Raw genomic sequence first — 22,334 nt, forward strand, 5'->3', positions numbered from 1 at the left:
CACCCGCACCCCCGACCGCCGCACCCGCGACGCCACCATCAACATCCAGATCCACAACTTGACCCCCGAAGCCGACACCTAACCGAACGGCGTTGCGGTTATCCCTTCGTGTTCGCGGAGGGGCTAGCAGGATTGGATGGTTGGCAGGCGGGTGGTGAGTAGGTAGGTGATCACCTTGTCGTCGACGCAGGGGTTGCCGTATTCGGCGAAGATGCCGTGTTTGCGGGCGCCCTTCAGTGTCAGCAGCCGTGCGTTGGGCAGGTGCTTCTGGAGGGCTGTCGCGTAGGAGTAGATGGTGCGCGGGTCGCCGTCTGCTGCCACGATCAGGGCCGGCTCCGAGTTGGCGATCCGCGTTGGCGGCTCCTGTGGTTCCGTCGGCCAGTAGGCGCACGGCGAGATCATGCGGGTCAGCGACGCGAAGTGCGGTTCGGTACGTCGATGCGCCTGGATGTCCTGCCAGTACACCTGCGAATCGCGCGGCACGGAACGGTCGCCGCAGATGATCGCGATCTGTGCACTGGCCAACTGCGACGACGCCGGCGTCAACAGCCCCTCCAGAAACCCACCGAGCTCCGGCCCCGGCTCCACCGGCCCGTACGTCGCGTCGAGCAGCGTCCGGACAATCCCGGCGTACGTCGCCCGCGCCGGATCCCGATCATCGGCGAGCGGCCCGAACAGCGGCAAAGGCACCGACCCGCCGTCGAGCCGATATGTCCCCACCCGCAGGCCGTCCTTCGAGGCCACGCGCAGGATCCGATCGACCGATGCCATCACCCGCGATGGGGTCGAGCCCAAGTGGTACGTCGTATCGCGCGCGGCTGCCCACGACGTCCAGGCGCGCAGCGCGGCCTCGTTCGCCGGCCCGACTGTACGCAGCAGCCGCGCGCTGTACAGTTCGGGATCCAACGGACCGTCGAATACCACCCGGTCCGTGCGGCCCGGGAACATCTGCAGGTAGACCGATCCGAGGTAAGTCCCGTACGAGTACCCCAGGTACGAGATCTTCTGCTCACCCAGAGCGATCCGCACCTGGTCGATGTCCCGCGCGGTGTTCCGCGTGTTCACGTACTGCAGGTAGTCGCCCGCGTTCGTGTCGCAGCGCGCCGCGACGTCCGCCACCTGTCGGTTAACCCGCTCGAACGACGACCGGTCGGCGCCGCCCGCCCACAGCCAGCCCGCGAACGGGAGCTTGCAGTCGATCGGCGTACTGCGGCCTACGAAGCGCGGATCCAGCCCGATCAAGTCGTACCGCGTGCCTGCCGCCTGCATCGTCGTCCGCAGCCGCAGCGGCATGCTCAATCCGGGACCGCCCGGGCCGCCGTCGTTCAGCACCATCGTGCCGATCCGGTCGCCGGTCGCCTTCAACCGCGACAGCGCGAGCGTGATCTGCGGGCTGTCGGGCCGCCCGTAGTCGAGCGGCACCTTCAGATCGCCACACTCGGCACCTGCCTCGTCGAGCGCGGCCCCTTCGGCGTCGGCTGCGTTCAGCTGACAGTGATGCCAGTCGATCTGCGGACGCTCCGCCGGTGTGGAAACGGGCGCGCCCAGGAGCGCCAGTACCAGAAGCAGTTTCATCGATCCTCCTCGAAGTCACCTCCGACGCTAGGGATCGCGGCGCCTCCGCACAGTGCACCCGGGGACCGGCCGAGGGTCGCGCGGACGCTACCTCGAGCTGCAAGACTGTGGGCCGGGGAGGCGCCTGTGTGGGATGTGATTGTTGTCGGAGCTGGGCCGGCGGGAGCGTCGGCTGCGATCGGTGCGTTGGCCGCGGATCCGAGCTTGTCGGTGTTGCTGCTCGATCGGCACGAGTTCCCGCGCGACAAGGCGTGTGGTGACGGGATCGCTCCGCACGTACTCGATCTGCTCGCCGGCGTCGGTGTGACCGGGATCCTCGACGACTGGACCCCGGTACGGCGGTTCGTGCTCAACCGCGGCGACGTCGGCGTGGACCGGCAGATGTCCCGACCGACCTGGGTGGTCCCGCGGACGGTCTTCGATCAGCGCTTGGTCGAGGCCGCGCGAACGGCCGGCGCACAGTTCGTCCGCCGGCGGGTTCGCGGCCTCGCGATCCGGGGGCGATCCGTCACCGTCGACGAAGACCTGGACACGCGCTTCGTGGTCGGTGCCGACGGCGCGCATTCCGTCGTACGGCGGGAACTCGGTCTGAAACCGGGGCCGGCCGCGTTGGCGGTCCGTGGATACGCGCCGACTCCGGTGGCGCGGGCGGCGAGCCAGGTGATCGCGTACGGGCCTGGGCGGCAACCGTCGTACGCGTGGTCCTTCGATCGCGGCGACGGGTGGTCGAACGTCGGGTACGGCGAACTGCTGGCCGGCGCCCGCCCGACGCGGACCGAGCTGCTGAACCACCTCGAGACGCTGCTTCCGGGGGCAACCGACGGAGGGGAGTCGTGGTGGGGTCATCATCTGCCGCTTGCCGGCTGGTCGTGGCGACCGCGCAGTGGGCCGGTGCTGCTGGCCGGTGATGCTGCGGGTCTGATCAATCCGATGACTGGGGAAGGCATCTACTACGCGGTCGCGACCGGGCTGCTCGCGGGCCGGGCGATCGCCGACGCGCTTCGAGCGGGGTCCTCGGACGCAGGTACGCCGTACCGTCGCCGGACGACCCGGCTGCTTGCCAGGCATCTTCGGGATACCGCACTTGTTGCCCAGTTGAGTCGCTCGGATCGGATCCTGGACAGTGGTATTCGGGCGGCCGCCGCGGATCAGCGCGTGTTCGACGACCTTGTTGAGCTAGGGCTCGCGGACGGCGGGCTGACTCGTCGGCTCCTCCGCACTCTGTTGCGCTGACGCCTTGATCGCGTAGTCGACGGCGTCGGTGACGCGCTCGACCGGCCAACCGAGCTGAGCGGCGAGTTCGGCAGCGCGATCCGTGGCGGGATCTTCTTCCCACAAAACTGCTAGCACTGCTAGGCAATCCTGGAAGCCCGCGCCGCCGGACATGTCTTCGCTGAGTCGCTCGAAGAACTCCGCCATCTGGGCGAGTCGTTCGCCTGCCGGAGTGTCGCGGCCGACCAGTTCGACACCCTCGGCCGCGGTTTCCGCCCAGTTGTGGTTGGTGCGCGCGCTCACCTCCCACGCCTTCAGCCACACGTCCTCGGCGATCACGTAATGCTGCAGGCGACGTACGGGATCGGGTTCGCGGTACACCATCCCGACCCGTTCGAGATAGCCGATCGCCTTCGAGATCGACGCGGGGCTGACGCGCAAGGCGCGGACGAGGTCGGCTGCCGTCAGTGTGCGGGAGTCGGACGTATATAGCAGTGCTAGCACCCGCGATGCCATCCGCGGCAGCCCGCCGTCGACCATCATCGTCGCGAACCGCTCCACATACGCCCGCCGAGGCTCGACCGCGGCCGCACCCACCCGGGCACCCCACCACGCGTCCCCCTGTCCGTCACCCCGCCCGACGCCCTGCCCGGTGCCCTGCCCGATGCCGTGCCCGTCCGCTCGCCCGTCCACTAGCCCGTCCACTAGCCCGTCCAGTCGCCCGTCGGCGTATGCGGGCGCCGGGCGTCGGCGTCGGGCTCGGGCGGCGGTGGCGTAGTGGGCGTGGTCGGCGCGGTATCCGGCCGGGCCGCCGTTGCGGGCCACCTCCCGACTGATCGTCGACGTCGGCCGCTCGAGTTGCCGCGCGATCTCGGCGTACCCGAGTCCATCCGCGAGACCCGCCGCGATGTCGAGCCGGTCCTGGTGAGACAGCCTGCCTCCGGGCATCGGCAACCTCCGCGCGTTTACTGTCAGCTCATTGCAACGAATTGCGTTCTCTCGCAATCTCATTGCACAGAATGCCATGTTTTACAGGGATTCACGAGCCAAGGAACGAGACTGATGATTGCCGATCCGATGAACGCAACGTAGTTTCCGGGCCATGGTTCTGATAGTGGACGGGCTGCGGATGCGGTACGGCGACCGCGAGGTCCTGCGAGACGTGACGTTCGACGCGCGCCCCGGCGAAGTGCTAGCACTGCTAGGTCCGAACGGTGCCGGGAAGAGTACGACGATCGAGATCCTCGAGGGCTTCCGGCTGCGGTCGGCGGGCCGCGTCGAGGTGCTCGGGGTCGATCCGGCGGCGGGGGACGAGCGGTGGCGGTCGCGGATCGGCATCGTGCTGCAGTCCTGGCGCGACCACGGCAACTGGCGCGTTGGGGAGCTCCTCCACCACCTCGGGGCGTACTACGCGCCGTACTCGACGGCGGCCGCGCCGCGCCCGTGGCCGACCGGCGAACTGCTCGACGCCGTCGGCCTGAGCGCGTACGCCGGGCAGAAGATCAAGACCCTCTCCGGCGGCCAGCGCCGGCGGCTCGATGTCGCGATCGGGATCGTTGGTCGCCCCGACGTACTGTTCCTGGACGAGCCGACGACCGGGTTCGATCCCGAGGCGCGGTCGGAGTTCCACGAGCTGGTGCGCGGGCTCGCGGCCGAGCAGGGTACGACGATCCTGCTCACCACGCACGACCTCGACGAGGCGAGCAAACTCGCGCACCGCATCCTCGTCCTCGCGGCGGGCCGCATCATCGCATCCGGAAGCACCGCGCAGCTCACGGAGCTGATCGCGGGGGAAGACGAGGTCCGCTGGTCCGTCGACGGGCAACCGTTCCGGAGGTCGACCTCCGACTCGACTGCCTTCGTACGGGAGCTTTTCGCGACGTACGGCGACGCGGTCCGCGAACTCGAAGTACACCGAGCCTCGCTCGAAGACACCTACCTCACCCTCGTCCGGGAGCAAGCATGAAGACGGGAGCACGCACGCGAACGGGAGCGCGCATGCGAACGGGAGCGCGTATGCGAACGGGAGCACGCACGAGGACGGGAGCACGCACGAGGACGGGGCAAGCATGAGGACGGGGCAAGCATGAGGACGGGGCAAGCATGAGGACGGGGCAAGCATGAGGGCGTGGGTAGGTTTGAGGACGGGTTGGCGGCGGGGGGTGATTGAGTTGCGGCAGTCGTTTACCAACGGGCCTGAGTTGTTCAGTCACTTTCTCTGGCCGGTGCTGATGCTGGCTGCGCTCTTCTTCCTCCGGCATCGCGACTTCGGCTCCACCGGGTTCCTGCTCGGCGCGCTCGCGCTGCCGAGCATTCTCGGGATGAACGCCGCAATGGGAATGGTCAGCATGAGCCAGCAGCTCACCGCGGATCGCGAGGACGGCACGTTGCTACGCGCGAAGGCCGTACCGAACGGCATGGTCAGCTACCTCATCGGCAAGGTCGTGTCGGTCGCGGGCGGGTTGCTGATGGACCTGGCGATCCTGTTGATCCCGGGGCTGTTCCTCGTCGACGGGCTCGCGCTCGGATCGGCGCACTGGTTCACCCTGATCTGGGTGCTGCTGCTCGGCCTGGTCGCGACGTTGCCGATCGGCGCGATCCTCGGCTCGGTGTTCACCACTGCGCGTTCCCAAGGCCTGATCCAGTTGCCGATGCTCGGTCTGATCGCGGTCTCCGGCATCTTTTACCCGATCACCGCGCTGCCCGGCTGGCTCGAAGGGATCGGCCAGCTCACGCCGGTCTACTGGATGGGCCTCGGCATGCGGTCCGCGCTCCTCCCCGGCGAGGCGGCCGTGGTCGAGGTCGGCGAGTCGTGGCGCCACCTGGAGACGGCAGCCGTCCTCGGCATCTGGGCAGTCGCAGGATTGCTGCTCGCGCCCGTCGTACTGCGGCGAATGGCCCGGCGAGAGTCCGGCTCCAAGGTCGCCGAGCGTCGCGAACGCGCTCTCCAACGGGTCGCATGATGGAATCATGGAGCAGATGCAGGCGTGGGCAGTCGAGCGTCCAGGGCCGGTCGACGACGGTCCGCTGAGGCGCGTACGGCGTACCGTGCCGGAACCCGGTGTCGGCGAAGTACTGGTGCAAGTCGAGGCGTGTGGGATCTGCCGGACCGACCTGCATCTGGCCGAGGGCGACCTGGAACCTAAGCGCCCGGGCGTGGTTCCGGGGCACCAGGCGGTCGGGCAGGTGGTCAATCGCGGTACGGCGGCTGAGCGGTTCGCGATCGGGGACCGGGTCGGGATCGCCTGGCTGCGCGGCACCTGCGGCGTGTGCGAGTTCTGCCGGCAAGGATCCGAGAACCTCTGCCCGCGGTCGACGTACACGGGCTGGGATGCCGATGGCGGTTTCGCCGAGTACGCCGTGGTGCCGGAGGACTATGCGTACGTGTTGCCGGCCGATCGTCCCGCCGCGGAGCTCGCGCCGTGGCTGTGTGCTGGGATCATCGGCTATCGCTCACTGCTCCGCGCGAACCTGCCGCCTGGTGGCCGGCTCGGGATCTACGGGTTCGGGTCGAGTGCACATCTGACCGCGCAGCTCGCTCTGGCTCAGGGCGCGGAACTGTTCGTGGTGACGCGGGGCGAGCAGAACCAGGCCCTCGCGCGTGAGTTGGGTGCTGCGTACGTCGGGGATCGGGCGCCGGTGCCGCTGGACTCGGCGATCGTGTTCGCGCCGGCCGGGGAGGTGGCCCCGTCCGCGCTCGAAGCGCTCAAGCCTGGTGGAACTGTGGCGGTTGCCGGTATTTATCTGTCCGACGTGCCGGTGCTGAATTACGAGCGGCATCTGTTCCACGAGCGGGATCTTCGCAGCGTCACCTCCAATACGCGTCGCGACGGCGAGGAGTTGTTCGGTCTGGTCGCTCGCCTTCCGGTCGCGGCGCATACGACGGTCGTCCCGTTCGATGCCGTCGACCGAGCGCTCGCCGACGTCGCGCACGGCCGCGCGAGCGGCTCCCTGGTCACAGTCCTCGACCGCTGACCGCGGCAGCCCGAGCAGCGGTAGAACCGGCTGAACCGATCCAGCCGGCCAACGTTGTAACTAGGTGAACCGGTGCGGCCCGGCAACGGTGGAACTGGGTGAACCGATCCGGCCGGCCAACGTTGGAAATGGGTGAACCGGTGTGGGTCGGGGACCGTTGAAGTGGTTGAACCGGTTGCGCGAGGGGAGCGTTAGAACTGGGTGAAGATTCGGGTGGCGGGCCCTGCCCAACTTCTGAGCGGGGTGCTAGCTGCGTTAGATTTGATCAAATCTTACCGAGTTGCCAGGGAGCTGAGGGTGCGTATGTGGGATCTGACCCGCCAATTGTGGTCGGTCCTGGCTGACGTACGCGCTCAGACCCGTGAGGACGGCCGGTGCTGAGCAAGGTCCTCGGCGCGGTGGGGGCAGTCCTGCTGATCGTCGGGGTGGTGCTCGCCGTCCGGCCGGTGCACGCCGGTGGGGACGGGTGCGGCTCGGTCTTCCAGCCCGACAAGGGCATCACGCCGATGCAGTGCGACGCCCGGCTGAGCAGCCGCGGCATCCTGGTCACCGGGTTCGGCGGCGGCGGGGTCGCCCTCGGGGTCACCGCCCTCACGGTCGCCGCGGTCCGCGATCGCCGTACCCGCGTCGCCTCCTGACAACCAAAGGAACACCTGACCGTCGCGCCGGCCGGGTTCTGCAGCAAGACCCGAGGCGCGCAAGCTTTGGGCACCCACCAACCGTTTGCGGCACGGATAATTGGTTGGTGGGTGCTCAAAGTAGGGTCGTTGCGGCTTGACCTTGACACTGTGTCAAGCCGGAAGGTGGGTGGATGTTCACCATCGGAGACTTCGCGGCGTTCGGCCAGGTGTCGGCGCGGATGTTGCGGCACTACGACGAGCTCGGGCTGCTCCGCCCGGCCGTGGTCGACGCGGCGACCGGCTACCGGTTCTACTCGGCGGACCAGTTCAGCCGCCTGAACCGGATCGTCGCCCTCAAGGATCTCGGCTTCAGCCTGCAGCAGGTCGGCGAGATCGTCGATGCCAAGCTGTCCGCCGAGGAGCTGCGCGGCATGTTGCGACTGCGGCAGGCCCAGCTCGAGGACGAGTTGGCCCGCAGCGCGGCCCGGCTGACGAGCGTCGAGGCGAGGCTCCGACTCATCGAGAGGGAAGGTCACATGCCCACCGACGACGTCGTCCTGAAACACATCGCCCCGACCCGGGTCGCCGAACTGTCCGCGATCTCACCGAGCTACGACGGTGCGGACATCGGCCCGGTGCTCCAGCCCCTGTTCGGGCAGCTCTTCGAACGACTCGGCGCCGCCGGCGTCAACCCGTGCGGTTCGCCGCTCGCGTACTACGAGGACGCCGAGAACGACACGATCCGCGTGCACGCCGCCGTACCGGTGGAGAACGAGACGGCGGCGGACGTCGACGTACTGGAGCTTCCGGAGCTCGCGCAGGCGGCCACCATCGTCCACCAGGGCGACATGATGGAGGCCGACCGCAGCATGCAAACGCTGGCCCGGTGGATCGAGGACAACGGGTACCGCAGCCGCGGCTACGCGCGCGAGGTCACCTTGCAGTTCGACCCGGACAACCCGGCGAACTGGGTGCACGAGTTCCAGATCGCGATCACAAAACCAAACTGATCGTCGCAAACGAGTGCGGCGGCAGCGTCACTCGCAGCCCGCGCGGCTCCGGTTCCAGCGCCAGCGGAACCGGAGCCACCGCATCCGGGTCCGCGACGGTGTTGTACGACTGCGGTTTCGATGCCGTTAGCAACCGTCCCGTAGCCTCGCTCGGCGATCCGCCCCGAAGATCCAGTACGACGTCCAGCGCCGCGGCCGGATCGAGATTGCTGACCGACACCAGCGCCCGCCCGTCCTTCACCGAGGCGGACGCCGACACCAGGTCCATCGCCTTACCGTCGAGATCGTAGGTCGACCCCTCGATCACGTGTGCCGGCACCGATGTCGCGTCCTGATGCCCCTTGTTCATCTCGAAGACGTGGTACGTCGGCGTACGCACGAGCCCGCCGTCCTCGTCGGTGAGCAGCATCGCCTGCAGTACGTTGACCGTCTGCGCGATGTTCGCCATGACGAGCCGTTCCGCGTGCCGGTGGAACACGTCGAAGTGCAGGCTCGCGACCAGGGCGTCCCGCATCGCGTTCTGCTGGTACAGGAAACCAGGATTCGTACCCGGCTCGACGTCCCACCACGTGCCCCACTCGTCCAGGACGAGGCCGATCTTGCGCTCCGGGTCGTATGCGTCCATCAGCGCCGAATGCGCACGGATGATCCGCTCGATGTCCTGCGCCTTCGACAACGTCCGGTAGTAGTCGTCGACGCTGAAGTCGGTCGCGCTGCCCTTGTTCTCCCAGGTCCCCGCGACCGTGTAGTAGTGGAACGAGATCGCCTGGTAGATGTTCTTCGGGTCGCGCCCGCAGCCGAGACAGCTGACGGCCTTCAGCAGCGCCTCGGTCCAGGCCAGGTCGTCGTTCGAAGCACCGGCCGCGATCCGGTACAGCTTGTTGTCGCCGTGGTCCTTCAGGTACGTCGCGTACTGCCGCGCGAGGTCGGCGTACGCCTCGGCCCGGAGGTTCCCGCCGCAGCCCCAGGCCTCGTTGCCGATGCCCCAGAACGGGACCTGCCACGGCTCGTCGCGCCCGTTGGCCTTGCGCTGCCGCACCATCGGGCTGTCGCCGTCGCGGGTCAGGTACTCGACCCACTCGCTCATCTCCCGCACGGTCCCGCTGCCCACGTTCCCGTTCACGTACGGCGCGGCGCCCAGCAGCTCGCACAACGCCATGAACTCGTGGGTGCCGAAGTGGTTGTTCTCCTCGACGTTGCCCCAGTGCGTGTTCACCATCGACGGCCGGTCCGCCTTCGGCCCGATGCCGTCCTTCCAGTGGTACTCGTCCGCGAAACACCCGCCCGGCCAGCGCAGGTTCGGGATGTCCAGCGCGCGCAGCGCCTCGACGACGTCCAGCCGGATCCCGCCTTCGTTCGGGATCGGCGAGTCCTCGCCGACGTAGAACCCGCCGTAGATGCACCGCCCGAGGTGCTCGGCGAAGTGACCGTACAGGTGCCGGCTGATCGTCGGTCCCGGTACGTCGAGGTCGATCGCGACGCGCGCTTCAGGCATTGAGCCCTCCATAGTCCTTACAGTGGTCCGCATGGGGAAGCCGTCGAGTGTCGTGACGATGGCCGACGTCGCCCGGTTCGCCGGGGTGTCGACGATGACGGTGTCGAACGTGATCAACGGCCGGCCGCGGGTCGGTGCGGAGACCCGTGACCGGGTGCTGGCGGCGATCGGCGAGCTCGGGTACCAGGTGAACCTGGCCGCCCGGCATCTGCGCGCGGGCCGCACCGGCGTGGTCGGTCTCGCCGTACCCGAGCTGGAACGCCCGTACTTCGCCCAGTTGGCCGCCCGCCTCGCCGACCGGTTCGAGGCGCACGGCCTGCGGATCGTGACGGAACGCACCGGGGCCAGCCGGGAGGGCGAGATGGATGCGGTCGCGTTCTCGCGGCTGCGGATGTACGACGGGTTGATCCTCAGCGTGGTCGACATCGACCCGGCCGAGCTGAGCCAGCTCCGCACCGACGCGCCGGTGGTGATGATCGGGGAGCGGGCGCTGCCGTCGCGTTTCGACCACGTGATGATGGACAACGTCGACGGCGCCCGTCAGGCCACTGCTCATCTGCTCGCCACCGGCGCGCGCCGGATCGCGATGATCGGCGGCGATCCGGCGGGCTCCGCGACCATGCCCGCACTCCGGGCGGAGGGGTACGCGCTCGCGCACACCGAGTCCGGCGTACCGGTCGACCCGGAGCTGAACGTGCGCTGCTCGTTCGGCCTGAAGGACGGGTACGACGGGATCCGGGCGCTGCGCGTTCGCGGGATCGAGTTCGACGCGGTGTTCGCGCTGACCGATGTGCTGGCGATGGGCGCGTTGCGCGCGCTCGCGGATGCCGAGCTCCGGGTGCCGGACGACGTACAGGTGGTCGGGTTCGACGACATCGACGAGGCGGCGTACCTGGTGCCGTCGCTGTCCACGGTCAACCCGGGGCACGGCGAGATGGCCGACGCAATCACCAGGTTGATGACGGCGCAGCTCAGCGGCCCGGGCGGCGGCCCGAAGGAACTCGTCGTACCCGCCCAGCTGGTCCTCCGCGGCACGACGAAACCCGTCGTCTGATGCCGCTCGCCGCCCGTTCACGGCAGCAGGTATATCGATAAACAATGAGCCGGGCAAGGCCTGACGCCTCACCCGGCCCGTGAATCACGCCGCCAGCAGCTTCGCGACCTGTGTCAGCTGGTCGTCCGTCAGCGGCCCGAGCTCCATCGCGCGAGCGTTTTCCTCGGCCTGCTCGACCGTCCGGAAACCGGGAATCGGCACGGTCCGCGGGCTCCGCGCCCACAGCCAGCCCAGGGCGCCCTGCGCGAGCGTCCGCCCGTCGCTCTGCAGTACGTCGCGGATCGCGGACACCTTCTCCCACCACTCCGGGGCCGGTACGCCGCCCTCGGCGAAGTACCGCAGCCAGGACGGCGGCAGGGAGCGGATGTCCGCGCCGGTCGCCGGCTTGTTCGCGTCCCGGCGGCCGAGGATGCCCATGCCGAGCGGGGTGCGGTTGATGCTCGCCAGGTTCTGGCGCTCGCACAGTGCGAAGAACTCCGGCGCGTCGTGCAGAACGCTCGCCTCGTGCTGAACCGCCGCGCAGTGCTCGCCCTGCGCGAAGAGCTCGGCGCTGTGCACCGTGTCGGTGCTCCACGCGTAACTGCGGATCAGGCCCTCGCGAACCAGGTCCTCGCAGGCCTCGCGCATCGGCAGCGCGATCTCGTCGGTGGTGTCGAAGTGCAACTGATAGAGATCCAGGTAGTTCGTCCCGAGCCGCTCGAGCGACGCCCGTACGGCCTTGTGGACGTACTCCGGTGTCGTGTCCTGATGGTGCATGATCCGGGTCGACTCGTCGAACGTGTTGCCCCACTTGGAGGCGATCACCACCTGGTCGCGGATCCCCGCGAGCGCCTGGCCCAGTACACGTTCGCTGTGGCCGGCGCCGTACACGTCCGCGGTGTCGAAGAAGGTCACCCCGAGCTCGACTGCCCGGCGGATCGCCCGCACCGATTCCTCGTCGTCGACGACACCCCAGCCGAGTGGTTCGCCGGCCGGGTTGCTGAACGGGCCTCCGATCGCCCAGCACCCGAATCCGACCGGGCTGACCTCGATTCCTGCTCGTCCCAACGTGCGCATCTCCATGGCACCGAGCCAACCAGCCCACCAGTGATCCGTCCAATGAATCTTCTGGGCAGAGTTGATGCAGGCAATGCATGTAACGAAACTGAGGCCTTTACCTACCATTAGCTGTTAGGTAACCTTCCTAACAATTCTGCTCCGCGCCCCCGGAGGTATCTCATGAGACTGCGCCTGCTCGCGCTGGTGCTACCCGTCGGTCTGCTCGCCGCGCTCGGCGGTTCGGCCGCCAACGCCCGGATCACTACCGACACCCTGCTGTCGCAGGGCAAGCCGGTGATTGCCTCGAGCATCGAGGACGACACCCTGGCCGCAGGCAAGGCGGTCGACGGCAGTACGTCGACCCGCTGGGCCAGCGCCGAGGGCGCCGATCCGCAATGGATCCGCGTCGACCTCGGCCAGGCGGCCGCCGTCGGCCGGGTCAAACTGAACTGGGAGGCCGCGTACGCGAAGGCGTACCGGATCGAGGTCTCCGACGACGGCACCACCTTCAGTACGGTCAAGACGGTTGCAGACGGCAACGGTGCGACCGACGATCTCACCGGCCTGCAAGGCCACGGGCGGTACGTCCGGGTCGTCGGCACGCAGCGCGGCACGTCGTACGGCTACTCGCTGTGGGAGCTCGAGGTCTACGGTACGACCGACTCGAGCGGCGACACCCAGGCGCCGACGGTTCCGGCCGGCCTGAAGAGCACCGGCGCCACGGCCACCTCGGTCGCCCTCAGCTGGACCGCCTCGACCGACAACGTGGGGGTGAGCGGGTACGACGTACTGCGTGACGGCACTGTGGTCGCAACGACGGAAAGCACGCAGTACAACGACACTGGTCTGACCGCGAACACGGCGTACAAGTACTCGGTGCGCGCCCGCGACCTGGCCGGGAACGTGTCCGCCGCGAGCGAGCCGATCACTGTGACGACGTCGACCGGTGGGACCGGTGGATTCGTGCTCGCGGCGGCCGGCGACATCGCGGACCGCTGCACGGCGTCGAACTCGGACTGCATCCATCCGAAGACCGCCAAGCTGGTCGAGGCGATGAATCCCACCGCGGTGATCACGATGGGCGACAATCAGTACGACGACGCGCACCTGTCGGACTTCCAGAACTACTACGCGAAGACGTGGGGGAAGTTCAAGAACATCACCCACCCGATCCCGGGCAACCACGAGACGTACGACGACACGCCGTACAAGGGATACCACGACTACTTCGGCTCGATCGCGACGCCGCAGGGCAAGAACTACTACAGCTGGAACCAGGGCAACTGGCACTTCATCGCGCTCGACTCGAACGACTTCGTGGTCGACGTTGGCCTCCGCGAACCGGCGCAGCTGACCTGGCTGAAGCAGGACCTCGCGAACAACACCAAGGGCTGTATCGCGGCGTACTACCACCACCCGCGGTTCAGCTCCGGCGACCACGGCGACCAGGCGGGTGCTGCGCCGCTCTGGCAGACGCTCGTGGGCGCGAAGGCTGATCTGGTGCTGAACGGGCACGACCACCACTACGAGCGGTTCCTGCCGCAGAACGTCAACGGTGCCAAGGATCCGAACGGACCGGTCCAGATCATCGGGGGCATGGGCGGAGCGCCGCTGTACCCGGTGCACGCCGCGCATCCGGCGACGGCGAAGATCATCTCGGACTTCGGCGTACTGAAGCTGTCGATGACCGACACCACCTTCGCCACGCAGCTGATCGGGCTCGACGGAAAGGTCCTGGACAGCAGCCCGACGTACAGCTGCCACTGATGTACCTCGCATCCGTCGGCCCGCCACGGACACCATTGCGTCGCGTTCCCGGGAATGTCGTTGCGCTAGGCATCGTCAGCCTGGTGACCGACGTCTCGGCCGAGATGGTGACCGCGATCCTGCCGTTGTACCTGGTCTTCGGGCTCGGGCTGAACCCCCTGCAGTTCGGCCTGCTCGACGGCCTGTACGCCGGAGCAACCGCGGTCCTGCGGTTGGTCGGCGGACACGTGGCCGACCGCTGGCGGCGGTTGAAGACCGTCGCCGGCGTCGGCTATGCACTCTCGGCGATCTCGAAGCTGGGCTTCCTGGCCGCCGGTTCCACGGTGCCGGCGATCGGCGCGGTCCTCGCGATCGACCGCGCAGGCAAAGGCATCCGCACCGCACCGCGCGACGCCCTGATCTCGCTGAGCAGCGACCCGTCGACGATGGGCCGCTCCTTCGGCGTCCATCGCGCTCTCGACACCATCGGGGCGTTCCTGGGTCCGCTGGTAGCAACACTCGTCCTGTGGGCCAGCCTCAACGACTACAACTCAGTGTTCGTCACCAGCTTCGCCTTGGCCACCTGCGGCGTCATCTTGCTGATGACTTTCGTCCGGGACCAGTCCCCACCACCGCCCGCGTTCGTCGCGTCCGCGCCCGCCCGGTCTGGCTCCGCCGCGTCCGCAGTTCCGGTGCTGGGACTGCTGCGTGATCCCAGCTTTCGCAGGTGCTGTGTGTGGGCGGCGGCACTCGGCCTGTTCACGATCACCGACTCCTTCGTCTACCTCGCCGTACAGCGTCGCTGGGACATCGGCACCAGCCTGTTCCCGCTGCTCCCGCTGCTCCCGTTGGGGACCGCAGGCACCTTCCTCCTGCTCGCCGTCCCGCTCGGCCGGCTCGGCGACCGGATCGGCCGCTGGAAGGTCTTCCTCGGCGGCCACCTCGCCTTGATTGTCGCGCTCCTGCTCGTCTGCGGCCCGATCGGCGCCTGGTGGCTGGTCCTAGCCCTCCACGGTGTCTTCTACGCCGCCACCGACGGCGTCCTTCCCGCCGCGGTCGGCCCGCTCCTGCCCGAAAACCTCCGCGCCAGCGGTCTCGCCGTACTACAAACCGGCCAGGCGCTAGCCCGTATGGGCGCAGCTGTCACGGTCGGTCTGTTGTGGACCTTGTGGGACCTCCGCCCGGCGCTCCTCGTGTTCATCCTCGCCTTGCTCGCAGTCACGATCGCCGCCGCCATCTTCAAGCCTTTGGAGGTACGCCGATGAGGCGCCGTGTGGTTGTCGCCGCTGTTGGGGTCGTCGCACTGGTCGGCGGCGCGATCACGTACGTCGCGCACGCGCGGGACGGCGGCGCGGCCGAGAACGCAGTACCGGTGGTCACTGGGCAGTCGATGCGGCTCGACGCGAAGACGCTGCTCTTCCGCAACCTCGCCGACGGACCGGATTCCGGCAAGTTGGCCGCCGTACCCGTGGCCGATCCAGGTGCGGCCCGGCGTGTGGGGGAGTTGCAGTGCGACCGGTTCGCCGCGGCGCACGGTACGGCGATCTGCCTACGGCTCAAGGCCGGCTCGCTCCCGGCGATGACGGACCTGATCGTCCTGGACGCGAACTTCCGTGAACGCCATCGCGACACGCTCCCCGGTACGCCGAGCCGGGCGCGGGTGTCGCCGAACGGGCGGATCGTGAACTGGACGCTGTTCGTCACCGGTGACTCGTACGCGGCGACCGGTTTCTCGACCCGCACCGGGCTGTACGAGGTGGACACCGGGCGGCTCGTGAAGACGATCGAGGAACTCGCGGTGTTCGTCGACGGGAAGCGGTACTTCGCCTCGGACGTGAACTACTGGGGCATCACGTTCGGTGCCGACGGCAACCGTTTCTACGTGACGATGGCGAGCAAGGGGAAGACGTACCTGATCGAGGCCGACTACCGCGCATACCGCGGGACGGCGATCGCCGAGAACGTCGAGTGCCCGTCCCTCTCACCTGACGGCCGCCGGATCGCCTATAAACAAAAGGTCTCCAACGGCGTTTGGCGCCTCGCGGTGCTGGACCTGGCCACCCGCCGCATCACCCATCCGCCTGACTCCCGCCCGATTGACGATCAGCCCGTCTGGCAGGGCAATGACACTCTCCTCTACCCGCTGCGGAACTCGGACAACACCCTCGACATCTGGTCCGTAGGCCTGACCACCCCGCCGAAGCTCGTCATCCCGCAAGCCAGCACCCCTTCGTTCGCCTAGCCCACAAGATTCCACTTCAGGAGTCGCCCGGATCGTGCGCCGATGCCGCTCGGGATGCTTCGGACCTTGTGCAGCTCGACAGTACGTATACGTCCACTGTCGGGTGCTGCAGTCAATCGTCCGGCTTGCGATCGCGGGTACTAGACGTATACGTACTGTCCAGATGCAGCGTCCGCCGACCGTTCCACGCCTGAAGGCAGCCGCCCGGTCGTCGAGCGCAGCGGGTCGGCAGTCGATGGCAGCGGCGGCTTCGTTTGCTGGGTGAGCCGACTGGGGCGCGCGGTGGGGTGGGGGGCGGGACGCCGCGGTGGGTGGGGCTACCTGGTGGTCGTGCGGGTGTGAGTGGGTCGTTCGCGGTGGCGGTAGATCGTGGTCTTCGCGATCGCAGCCCCGATTGGAAACGGTGCCATGGGTTGTCAGGGTTTGGTGTCACCGTTGGCCGGGTGACCTCGCGACCGCGCTTGCTGCTGCCTGCAGCCTTCATCACTTCCCTCGGCAACAACATCCAGCTCCTCGGCGCCGCGCTGCTGCTGGTCCGCGCGCACGGCTCGATGCTCGATGTCGGCTGGCTCTTCATCGCGGTCGCCGTACCGCAAGCCGTCCTCTCGCCGTACTTCGGTCGCCTCGCGGACCGCTTCGACCGGCGCCGCCTGTGGCTCATCTGCGATCTCGTCAGCGCGGCGGCCGCGCTCGCCCTCCCGGTCGGCCTGGCGCTCGGTGTGTCCCAGCAGCCGCTCGTTTACGTGACCAACTTCGCGCTGGCGGTTATTGCCGCGCAGTTCACGCCGGCCAGTGCTGCATTGATCCGTGAGCGTGTCCCCACTGCGCAGCTTCGACGCTTCAATGCGCACTACGAGATCGCCCTCCAGTGCGGCATGCTCTTGTCCGCTTCGGTCGGTGGCATCGCGCTCCAGTACTTCGGTCCGACGCCGCTCTTCACCTTCAATGCGCTGACGTTCGCGCTCTCCGCCGTACTGGTGTTCGCGGTCGGAACGGGTCGCCGGCCAGCCGAGTCGCTGGCGGAGGCGACTCGCGCCGCACAGCCCATCGCCGCAAGGGTCCTCCCACTCGCTCCGTTGGCCTTGCTCTTCGGTCAGGGGCTCGTGGTCGTGACGGTCTTCAACGCCTTGCTGCCGGTGTTGCTGATCGGAGAGTGGCATCGCGGTCCGGCTGTCCTCGGCGTCGTCGATGCACTGGGCGGAGCCGGCTTCCTGCTCGCCGCAGCCGTCTACCGTCGATCAGCGGCGCGGCTCGGTGACCTGAGGCTCGCAGTCGGTGGATTCCTGGTCTGTACGACGTTGCTCGCGCTGCAGCCGCTGTTCGGCGTACCCGTGCTGATGGTGCTGGTGCTGCTGGGTGCGTTCCTGTTCGGGCAGGCGCGGATCGCGACGCGGTCGTTGCTGATGACGTCGGTGGACGAGTCGCGGGTCGGGCACGCGTTCGGGGTGGCCAACGGGTACGGTCTCGCCGCGACCATCGTCGTCATGCTGATCACCTCGGTCGTCACGGGCCACTCCGACACCCGCTACGGCTTCGCAACTGTCGCCGTGATCAGCCTGCTGTCCGCCGGCCTCGCCGCGGCCTGGATCTCAACCATTTCGCGGCGCGCCGCAGCCAACCACCCTGGAGCACGACCAGATGTAACAGCATTTATATAAGTACTGTTATGATCGGCGCATGGAGGATCCCACAGAACAGAGTTTGTGGCGGCCGTTGCACGAGTTGCTGGCGCGGATGGATACCGAGATCGGGCGGATCTACACCGATCGGGACATCAAGGGGCTGAAGCCGACGTACGTGCGGGAGCTGCTCCAGCTGCACCTCAGAGGGCCGATGACGATCACCGAGCTGGCCGACGCGATCGGGCGGACGCACTCGGCGCTCAGTCAGAAGGTGGCTGCGATGCGCACCGCCGGCCTGGTCCGGACCGTGCCGGGTGCGGATGCGCGGAGCAAGCAGGTCACGCTCACCGCCAAGTCCAAGAAGCTCGTCGAGCTGCTCGCCGCCGAGTGGCGGGCGACCGAGGCCGCGATCGCCGAGCTCGAGGCCGAGCTGCCGTACCCGATGAGTCAGGTCGTCCGCGACGTCGAGGAAGCACTTGCCCGGAAGAGCTTCCACGACCGGATCGCGGAGAAGCTGCAGTGAAGCACGCGTTCATCGACCTCGGACCGTTGAAGGTCCTGACGTACCGGCGGTTGTGGATCGGGCAGGTGCTGTCCGGGTTCGGCGGTCAGCTGACCTTCGTCGCGGTGATGTTCCAGGTCTGGGACCAGACCGCGAGCCCGGCCTGGACCGGCGCGGTCGGACTGGCGCAGGCGTTGCCGCTGATCGTGCTCGGCCTCTTCGCGGGCACGCTCGTCGACCGGCTCGAACGGCGCAAGATCTACCTGATCACCACGATCGGGCAGTTGCTGACAGCAACCGTCATGGCCAGCCAGCTGGCGATCGGCCCGGTCCCGGTGGGGGTGCTTCTGGCGTTGGTCGCCGTACAGTCCGCGTTCGGCGCGACTGCCGGACCGGTGGCGCGGACGGTGTTGCCGCAGTTGCTGTCGCGTGATCAGCTGGCCGCTGGGATCGCGCTCAATCGGATCGGGTTCCAGGGTGCGATGCTGCTCGGGCCGGCGCTCGGCGGTGTGATCGTCGGCACGTGGGGCGTCGGTGTCTGCTACCTCGTCGACGCGCTGAGTTTCCTGGCCGCGCTGTACGGCGTACTCGGGCTGCCGCGGATGAAGATCGAGGGGCTTGCGAAACCGGGGTTGCGCGGGGTCTGGGACGGGTTGACGTTCGTCGTCGCGACGCCGGTGATCCGGGGCGCGTTGATCACGGACCTGGCGGCGACGGTGCTGTCGATGCCGATCAGCTTGTTCCCGGTGATCAATGCGGAGCGGTTCGGCAACAACCCGCGGACGCTTGGGCTGTTCCTGACCGCGATCGCTGTCGGTGGGGTCGCCGCGTCGTTGTTTTCCGGGTCGTTTACCCGGTTGCCGCGGCACGGGTTGGTGATGTTGTGCGGTTCGGCCGGGTGGGGGATTGCACTGCTGCTGTTCGCGTTCTCGCCTGCCGCGTGGTTGGCGTTGGTGTGTCTCGCGTTCGCCGGCGCGGCGGATACCGTCGCGGTCGTCTCTCGTAGCACGATCGTTCAGTTGCACACGCCGCCCGAGTTGCTCGGGCGGGTCAGTGCCGCCGAGCAGATCGTCGGCCAGGCGGGTCCCGACCTCGGCAACCTCCGCGGCGGCGTGGTCGCACAGCTGACCTCACCGGTCGCGTCGCTCGCCTCGGGCGCCCTGCTGTGTCTTGCCGCCGTCGCTGCAGTCGCAGGCACAACGCCAGGCTTGAGGGCGGCCGAGAAGATCCCAGTCACAGACTGACGGTGCGGAAGCCGGCGTTGCCCATCGAGGACTCCGGCGTGTTCGACGAGCGGGCGGCGTTGCGGTAGCGGTTGCAGTACGAGTCGTGGCAGAGGTACGAGCCGCCGCGGATCACCCGGGCCGCGCCGAGCGACGGTCCGAGCGGATTCTCGGCGGGGGAGAACTTGTAGTAGCGCGGGCCGAACCAGTCCGCGCACCACTCCCACACGTTGCCGACCATCTGCCACAGGCCGAAGCCGTTCGGCTGGAAGGTGCGGACCGGGGCAGTGGTCAGGTAGCCGTCTTCCTCGGTGTTGGTCCGCGGGAAGTCGCCTTGCCAGATGTTGCAACGCCACTCGTCGGTCAGTTCGTCGCCCCAGGGGTACCGGGCGCGTTCGAGACCTCCGCGGGCGGCATACTCCCACTCGGCCTCGGTCGGCAGGCGACGCCCGGACCACTTGCAGTAGGCGACCGTGTCGTTCCAGCTCACGTGTACAACGGGATGGTTGTCGAGCCCGTTGAGATCGGACCGCGAGCCGCCCGGGTGCCGCCAGTCTGCTCGGCGAACACCGACCCACCATGGGGTGCCGGACGCGGGTCCCATCACCTCGTCCGGTTCCGCGGCCAGGGCGAGATGAAACACGGCGGAGTACCCGAAGGTCTCGGCCTCGGTCCGGTAACCGGTCGCGTCGGCGAAGCGCGCGAAGTCGGCGTTCGTCACACTGGTCGCGTCGATGCTGAACGGCGCCACCTCGACCTCATGCACCGGCGTCTCGCCGTCGGCGGCGTTCTCGTCCCCGTTGCTGTTACCCATCGCGAACGAGCCACCACCGAGCACCACCTGCTCGATCCCGTGGTCCCCGCGCGCGGTCGGCGCCGACGGAGGCGCCGCCGCCTCACCACGCGCCGGCGCACAACAGGACGGATGGCGATCAGTCATGCATGCAACCTTAGGTGCGGAGTCAGCCGAGGCTCGGTGGGCCTTGCTCGATGCGGCGCAGTACGGGATCCAGGCGGTAGAAGTCGGTGCCGGTGATCAGTTGGCGTTCGTCCCACCAGGTGGCGCCCGCGTCGGCGAGTGGTTCGACGAGGGCGCGGGAGCCAGCGGGATCGGCCGGGCTGATGCCGCCGACAATCACGTCGTACGGCGTGGTGCGGTCCTCACGCTGCTCGTTGATGAACGCGACCAGGTCGCGCAGTTCGTCGACCGGTGGGGCCTCGCCGTGGTTGGCAGTCTTGAACAGCGGCACCGCACCGTCCCAGCGCGCGGCTCGGCGCATCGGGGCCTTCCGCGGCCAGTAGCCGGCGATCCACACCGGCGGCCGCGGTTGCTGGACCGTTGCCGGTAGCAACTCGACGTCATCGGCCCGGTAGTGCTCACCGGCGTGGCTCACCCGCTCACCGGACCAGTACGCCGCGAGCAGATCGAGGCCTTCGTCCAGTTGCGAGGCCAGCACCTTCGGGTCGGTTTCGTACCCGAAGCTGCCGAACTCGTCGTCGATCGGCCCACCGAGCCCGGCACCGAAGATCACCCGGCCGCCGCTCAGCCCGTCCAAGGTGGCGACCTGTCGCGCGAGTTGCTCGGGCCGCCGCCGGGCGACCGGTGTGACCAGCGGGCCGAGCTTGATCCGCGACGTCGCCAGCGCGGCCGCCGTCATCAGCATCCATGGGTCACCGAACGGCTGGCCGCGGCGCCGCTCCTTGCTGTGCACCACGTGGTCCCAGAAGAACATGCCGTCCCAGCCGGCGTCCTCAGCAGCTTTCGCAACCCGCGCGACCGTGTGGGCGTCGGCGAAGTCGCCGAAGTTCGGAATGTTGATCGAAAAGCGCATCGTCACTCACCCAGCCGTAGTTCGATGAACGGAATCGTGTCGCCCGGCAACAGGTACGTCTCCACCTCGACGAACCCGTGCGCCTTCGCGAACCGTACGCCGTCCTCGTTGGTGCTGAGGATGTGCGTCTCGATGCCGTCGCCGAGCTCTCGTCCGCGCCGTAAACAGTGCTCGTAGATCGCCGTACCGAAACCGCGACGCCGGTACGCCGGGAGCACGCGAGCGATCACCACCGCGGCCGAGGTGTCCTCCGACGGCGGTCGGACCGTGGAGCACCCGACGAGCACGTCACCGTCGTACGCCACCTCGAGCACGTTCCGCGTCAGGCGCTCGCGGATCTCGTCGACCGACAGCGGTGCCGTCGGGATGATCTCGTTGTGCACCCGCTGCCAGTCCAGCAACGTCTGGTCGTCCGTCACCGGCACGATCCGCAGCTCACTGATTGCGCCAGCCAACAGCCGGGCCCGGCCAGCGGTCAAACGGATTCGGTCTGGGGGAGTAGTAGCGTCCGTGTTGTGCGGATTCTCTTCGTGGGTAACAGCTTCACCTCGCGGAACAACCTGCCTGGGCTGATCAAGGGGCTGGCCGGGGCGCGGGGCATCGAAATCGAGCACAAGCTGATCTCGGCCGGCGGCGCATCGCTGCGGCAGCACCTCAACGCGGGTAAGGCGCTCGACGAGATCGCGAGTGGTGGTTTCGACACCGTCGTACTGCAGGAGCAGAGCACGCTGCCGATCAAGAGTCCGGACCGCTTCCGGGAGAGCGCCCGCGACTTCGACGAGGCGATCACCGCGGCTGGCGCCAGTACCGCGCTCTACCTGACCTGGGCGCGCCGGAACGCACCGGAGACCCAGCAGGCCCTGACCAAGGCGTATGGCGGCGCCGCGGTGGAACTCGGTGCGACGCTCGTACCGGTGGGGATGGTCTGGGAGCGGTTCCTCAGCCAGTACGACGACCCTGCGCTGCACGACGCGGACAACAGCCATCCGGCGCTCGCGGGCAGCTACCTCGCGGCCTGCGTGTTCCTGATCGCCTTGCTGAACGAGGATCCGGTCGGGACCGACGTACCGGTGAAGGGCCTAGCGGCAGACACCGCCGCCCAGCTCCGGCAAGCAGCCTGGGACATCTGCTCCGACCTGGCCGCAGCCGAGTAACCCGCCACGACCTCCGTGGCGGGTTACACGATCA

The 22,334-nt window shown here is 68.2% G+C and carries 21 protein-coding genes; 14 read left to right on the forward strand and 7 right to left on the reverse strand.

Features of this window, described 5'->3' with window-relative positions; all coding sequences use genetic code 11:
• Positions 1 to 123: 123 nt before the first annotated feature.
• Positions 124 to 1,575, reverse strand: a complete 1,452-nt coding sequence (locus ACWF0M_RS34480) for an alpha/beta hydrolase (protein ID WP_452239940.1) — start codon at positions 1,573 to 1,575, stop codon at positions 124 to 126.
• A 126-nt stretch (positions 1,576 to 1,701) separates the two neighbouring features.
• Between ACWF0M_RS34480 and ACWF0M_RS34485 the strand changes: the two genes are divergently transcribed.
• Positions 1,702 to 2,808, forward strand: coding sequence for an NAD(P)/FAD-dependent oxidoreductase (locus ACWF0M_RS34485; RefSeq protein WP_452239941.1), 1,107 nt, complete (start codon positions 1,702 to 1,704; stop codon positions 2,806 to 2,808).
• Here ACWF0M_RS34485 and ACWF0M_RS34490 read toward each other — a convergent pair.
• Positions 2,752 to 3,735 (reverse strand): MarR family transcriptional regulator, encoded by a 984-nt coding sequence (locus tag ACWF0M_RS34490; RefSeq protein WP_452239942.1) that lies wholly within the window; start codon positions 3,733 to 3,735, stop codon positions 2,752 to 2,754. The two genes, ACWF0M_RS34485 and ACWF0M_RS34490, sit on opposite strands and share 57 nt — an antisense overlap.
• 154 nt (positions 3,736 to 3,889) lie before the next feature.
• Here ACWF0M_RS34490 and ACWF0M_RS34495 point away from each other — a divergent pair, with 154 nt between their 5' ends.
• The 5 genes from ACWF0M_RS34495 (at position 3,890) to ACWF0M_RS34515 (ending at position 8,392) form a co-directional block, all read left to right on the forward strand.
• Positions 3,890 to 4,753, forward strand: coding sequence for an ABC transporter ATP-binding protein (locus ACWF0M_RS34495; protein WP_452239943.1), 864 nt, complete (start codon positions 3,890 to 3,892; stop codon positions 4,751 to 4,753).
• A 196-nt stretch (positions 4,754 to 4,949) separates the two neighbouring features.
• Complete coding sequence (locus tag ACWF0M_RS34500) at positions 4,950 to 5,750, forward strand: ABC transporter permease (protein ID WP_452239944.1); 801 nt, start codon at positions 4,950 to 4,952, stop codon at positions 5,748 to 5,750.
• A 7-nt stretch (positions 5,751 to 5,757) separates the two neighbouring features.
• Positions 5,758 to 6,762, forward strand: coding sequence for a zinc-dependent alcohol dehydrogenase family protein (locus tag ACWF0M_RS34505; protein ID WP_452239945.1), 1,005 nt, complete (start codon positions 5,758 to 5,760; stop codon positions 6,760 to 6,762).
• Positions 6,763 to 7,136: 374 nt separating this feature from the next.
• A complete protein-coding gene (locus ACWF0M_RS34510) occupies positions 7,137 to 7,400 on the forward strand; it encodes a hypothetical protein (protein ID WP_452239946.1) in 264 nt (87 codons plus the stop codon).
• A gap of 173 nt (positions 7,401 to 7,573) precedes the next feature.
• Entirely contained in the window at positions 7,574 to 8,392 is an 819-nt protein-coding gene (locus ACWF0M_RS34515; protein ID WP_452239947.1) for a MerR family transcriptional regulator, read from the forward strand.
• Here ACWF0M_RS34515 and ACWF0M_RS34520 read toward each other — a convergent pair.
• Entirely contained in the window at positions 8,376 to 9,887 is a 1,512-nt protein-coding gene (locus ACWF0M_RS34520; RefSeq protein ID WP_452239948.1) for an alpha-N-arabinofuranosidase, read from the reverse strand. The two genes, ACWF0M_RS34515 and ACWF0M_RS34520, sit on opposite strands and share 17 nt — an antisense overlap.
• A gap of 31 nt (positions 9,888 to 9,918) precedes the next feature.
• Here ACWF0M_RS34520 and ACWF0M_RS34525 point away from each other — a divergent pair, with 31 nt between their 5' ends.
• Positions 9,919 to 10,941 (forward strand): LacI family DNA-binding transcriptional regulator, encoded by a 1,023-nt coding sequence (locus ACWF0M_RS34525; protein WP_452239949.1) that lies wholly within the window; start codon positions 9,919 to 9,921, stop codon positions 10,939 to 10,941.
• An 84-nt stretch (positions 10,942 to 11,025) separates the two neighbouring features.
• Here ACWF0M_RS34525 and ACWF0M_RS34530 read toward each other — a convergent pair whose 3' ends face one another.
• Positions 11,026 to 12,003 (reverse strand): aldo/keto reductase, encoded by a 978-nt coding sequence (locus tag ACWF0M_RS34530; RefSeq protein ID WP_452239950.1) that lies wholly within the window; start codon positions 12,001 to 12,003, stop codon positions 11,026 to 11,028.
• Positions 12,004 to 12,159: 156 nt separating this feature from the next.
• Between ACWF0M_RS34530 and ACWF0M_RS34535 the strand changes: the two genes are divergently transcribed.
• The 6 genes from ACWF0M_RS34535 (at position 12,160) to ACWF0M_RS34560 (ending at position 19,335) form a co-directional block, all read left to right on the forward strand.
• Complete coding sequence (locus ACWF0M_RS34535) at positions 12,160 to 13,746, forward strand: discoidin domain-containing protein (RefSeq protein ID WP_452239951.1); 1,587 nt, start codon at positions 12,160 to 12,162, stop codon at positions 13,744 to 13,746.
• On the forward strand, positions 13,746 to 14,990 hold the full coding sequence (locus tag ACWF0M_RS34540; protein ID WP_452239952.1) for an MFS transporter: 1,245 nt from the start codon (positions 13,746 to 13,748) through the stop codon (positions 14,988 to 14,990). Before ACWF0M_RS34535 ends, ACWF0M_RS34540 begins: the two co-directional genes overlap by 1 nt.
• Positions 14,987 to 15,967, forward strand: coding sequence for a TolB family protein (locus tag ACWF0M_RS34545; protein ID WP_452239953.1), 981 nt, complete (start codon positions 14,987 to 14,989; stop codon positions 15,965 to 15,967). The genes ACWF0M_RS34540 and ACWF0M_RS34545 overlap by 4 nt, the downstream gene beginning before the upstream one ends.
• Before the next feature lie 443 nt (positions 15,968 to 16,410).
• A complete protein-coding gene (locus ACWF0M_RS34550; protein WP_452239954.1) occupies positions 16,411 to 17,625 on the forward strand; it encodes an MFS transporter in 1,215 nt (404 codons plus the stop codon).
• A 19-nt stretch (positions 17,626 to 17,644) separates the two neighbouring features.
• The gene (locus ACWF0M_RS34555; protein ID WP_452239955.1) at positions 17,645 to 18,112 is read left to right on the forward strand and encodes a MarR family winged helix-turn-helix transcriptional regulator; all 468 of its coding nucleotides are present in this window, start codon (positions 17,645 to 17,647) and stop codon (positions 18,110 to 18,112) included.
• Positions 18,109 to 19,335 carry an MFS transporter gene (locus tag ACWF0M_RS34560; RefSeq protein ID WP_452239956.1) on the forward strand — a complete coding sequence of 409 codons (1,227 nt, stop codon included), beginning with the start codon at positions 18,109 to 18,111 and terminating at the stop codon, positions 19,333 to 19,335. The genes ACWF0M_RS34555 and ACWF0M_RS34560 overlap by 4 nt, the downstream gene beginning before the upstream one ends.
• Here ACWF0M_RS34560 and ACWF0M_RS34565 read toward each other — a convergent pair.
• Genes ACWF0M_RS34565 through ACWF0M_RS34575 form a run of 3 tightly spaced genes read right to left on the reverse strand, consistent with a single transcriptional unit; the run spans position 19,325 to position 21,571 of the window.
• Positions 19,325 to 20,254 (reverse strand): formylglycine-generating enzyme family protein, encoded by a 930-nt coding sequence (locus tag ACWF0M_RS34565; RefSeq protein ID WP_452239957.1) that lies wholly within the window; start codon positions 20,252 to 20,254, stop codon positions 19,325 to 19,327. The two genes, ACWF0M_RS34560 and ACWF0M_RS34565, sit on opposite strands and share 11 nt — an antisense overlap.
• Before the next feature lie 22 nt (positions 20,255 to 20,276).
• Positions 20,277 to 21,146, reverse strand: coding sequence for an LLM class flavin-dependent oxidoreductase (locus ACWF0M_RS34570; protein WP_452239958.1), 870 nt, complete (start codon positions 21,144 to 21,146; stop codon positions 20,277 to 20,279).
• A 2-nt stretch (positions 21,147 to 21,148) separates the two neighbouring features.
• On the reverse strand, positions 21,149 to 21,571 hold the full coding sequence (locus tag ACWF0M_RS34575; RefSeq protein WP_452239959.1) for a GNAT family N-acetyltransferase: 423 nt from the start codon (positions 21,569 to 21,571) through the stop codon (positions 21,149 to 21,151).
• A gap of 90 nt (positions 21,572 to 21,661) precedes the next feature.
• Between ACWF0M_RS34575 and ACWF0M_RS34580 the strand changes: the two genes are divergently transcribed.
• Entirely contained in the window at positions 21,662 to 22,300 is a 639-nt protein-coding gene (locus tag ACWF0M_RS34580; protein ID WP_452239960.1) for a hypothetical protein, read from the forward strand.
• Positions 22,301 to 22,334: the final 34 nt, after the last annotated feature.

The sequence above is a fragment of the Kribbella sp. NPDC055110 genome (genome assembly GCF_053607525.1).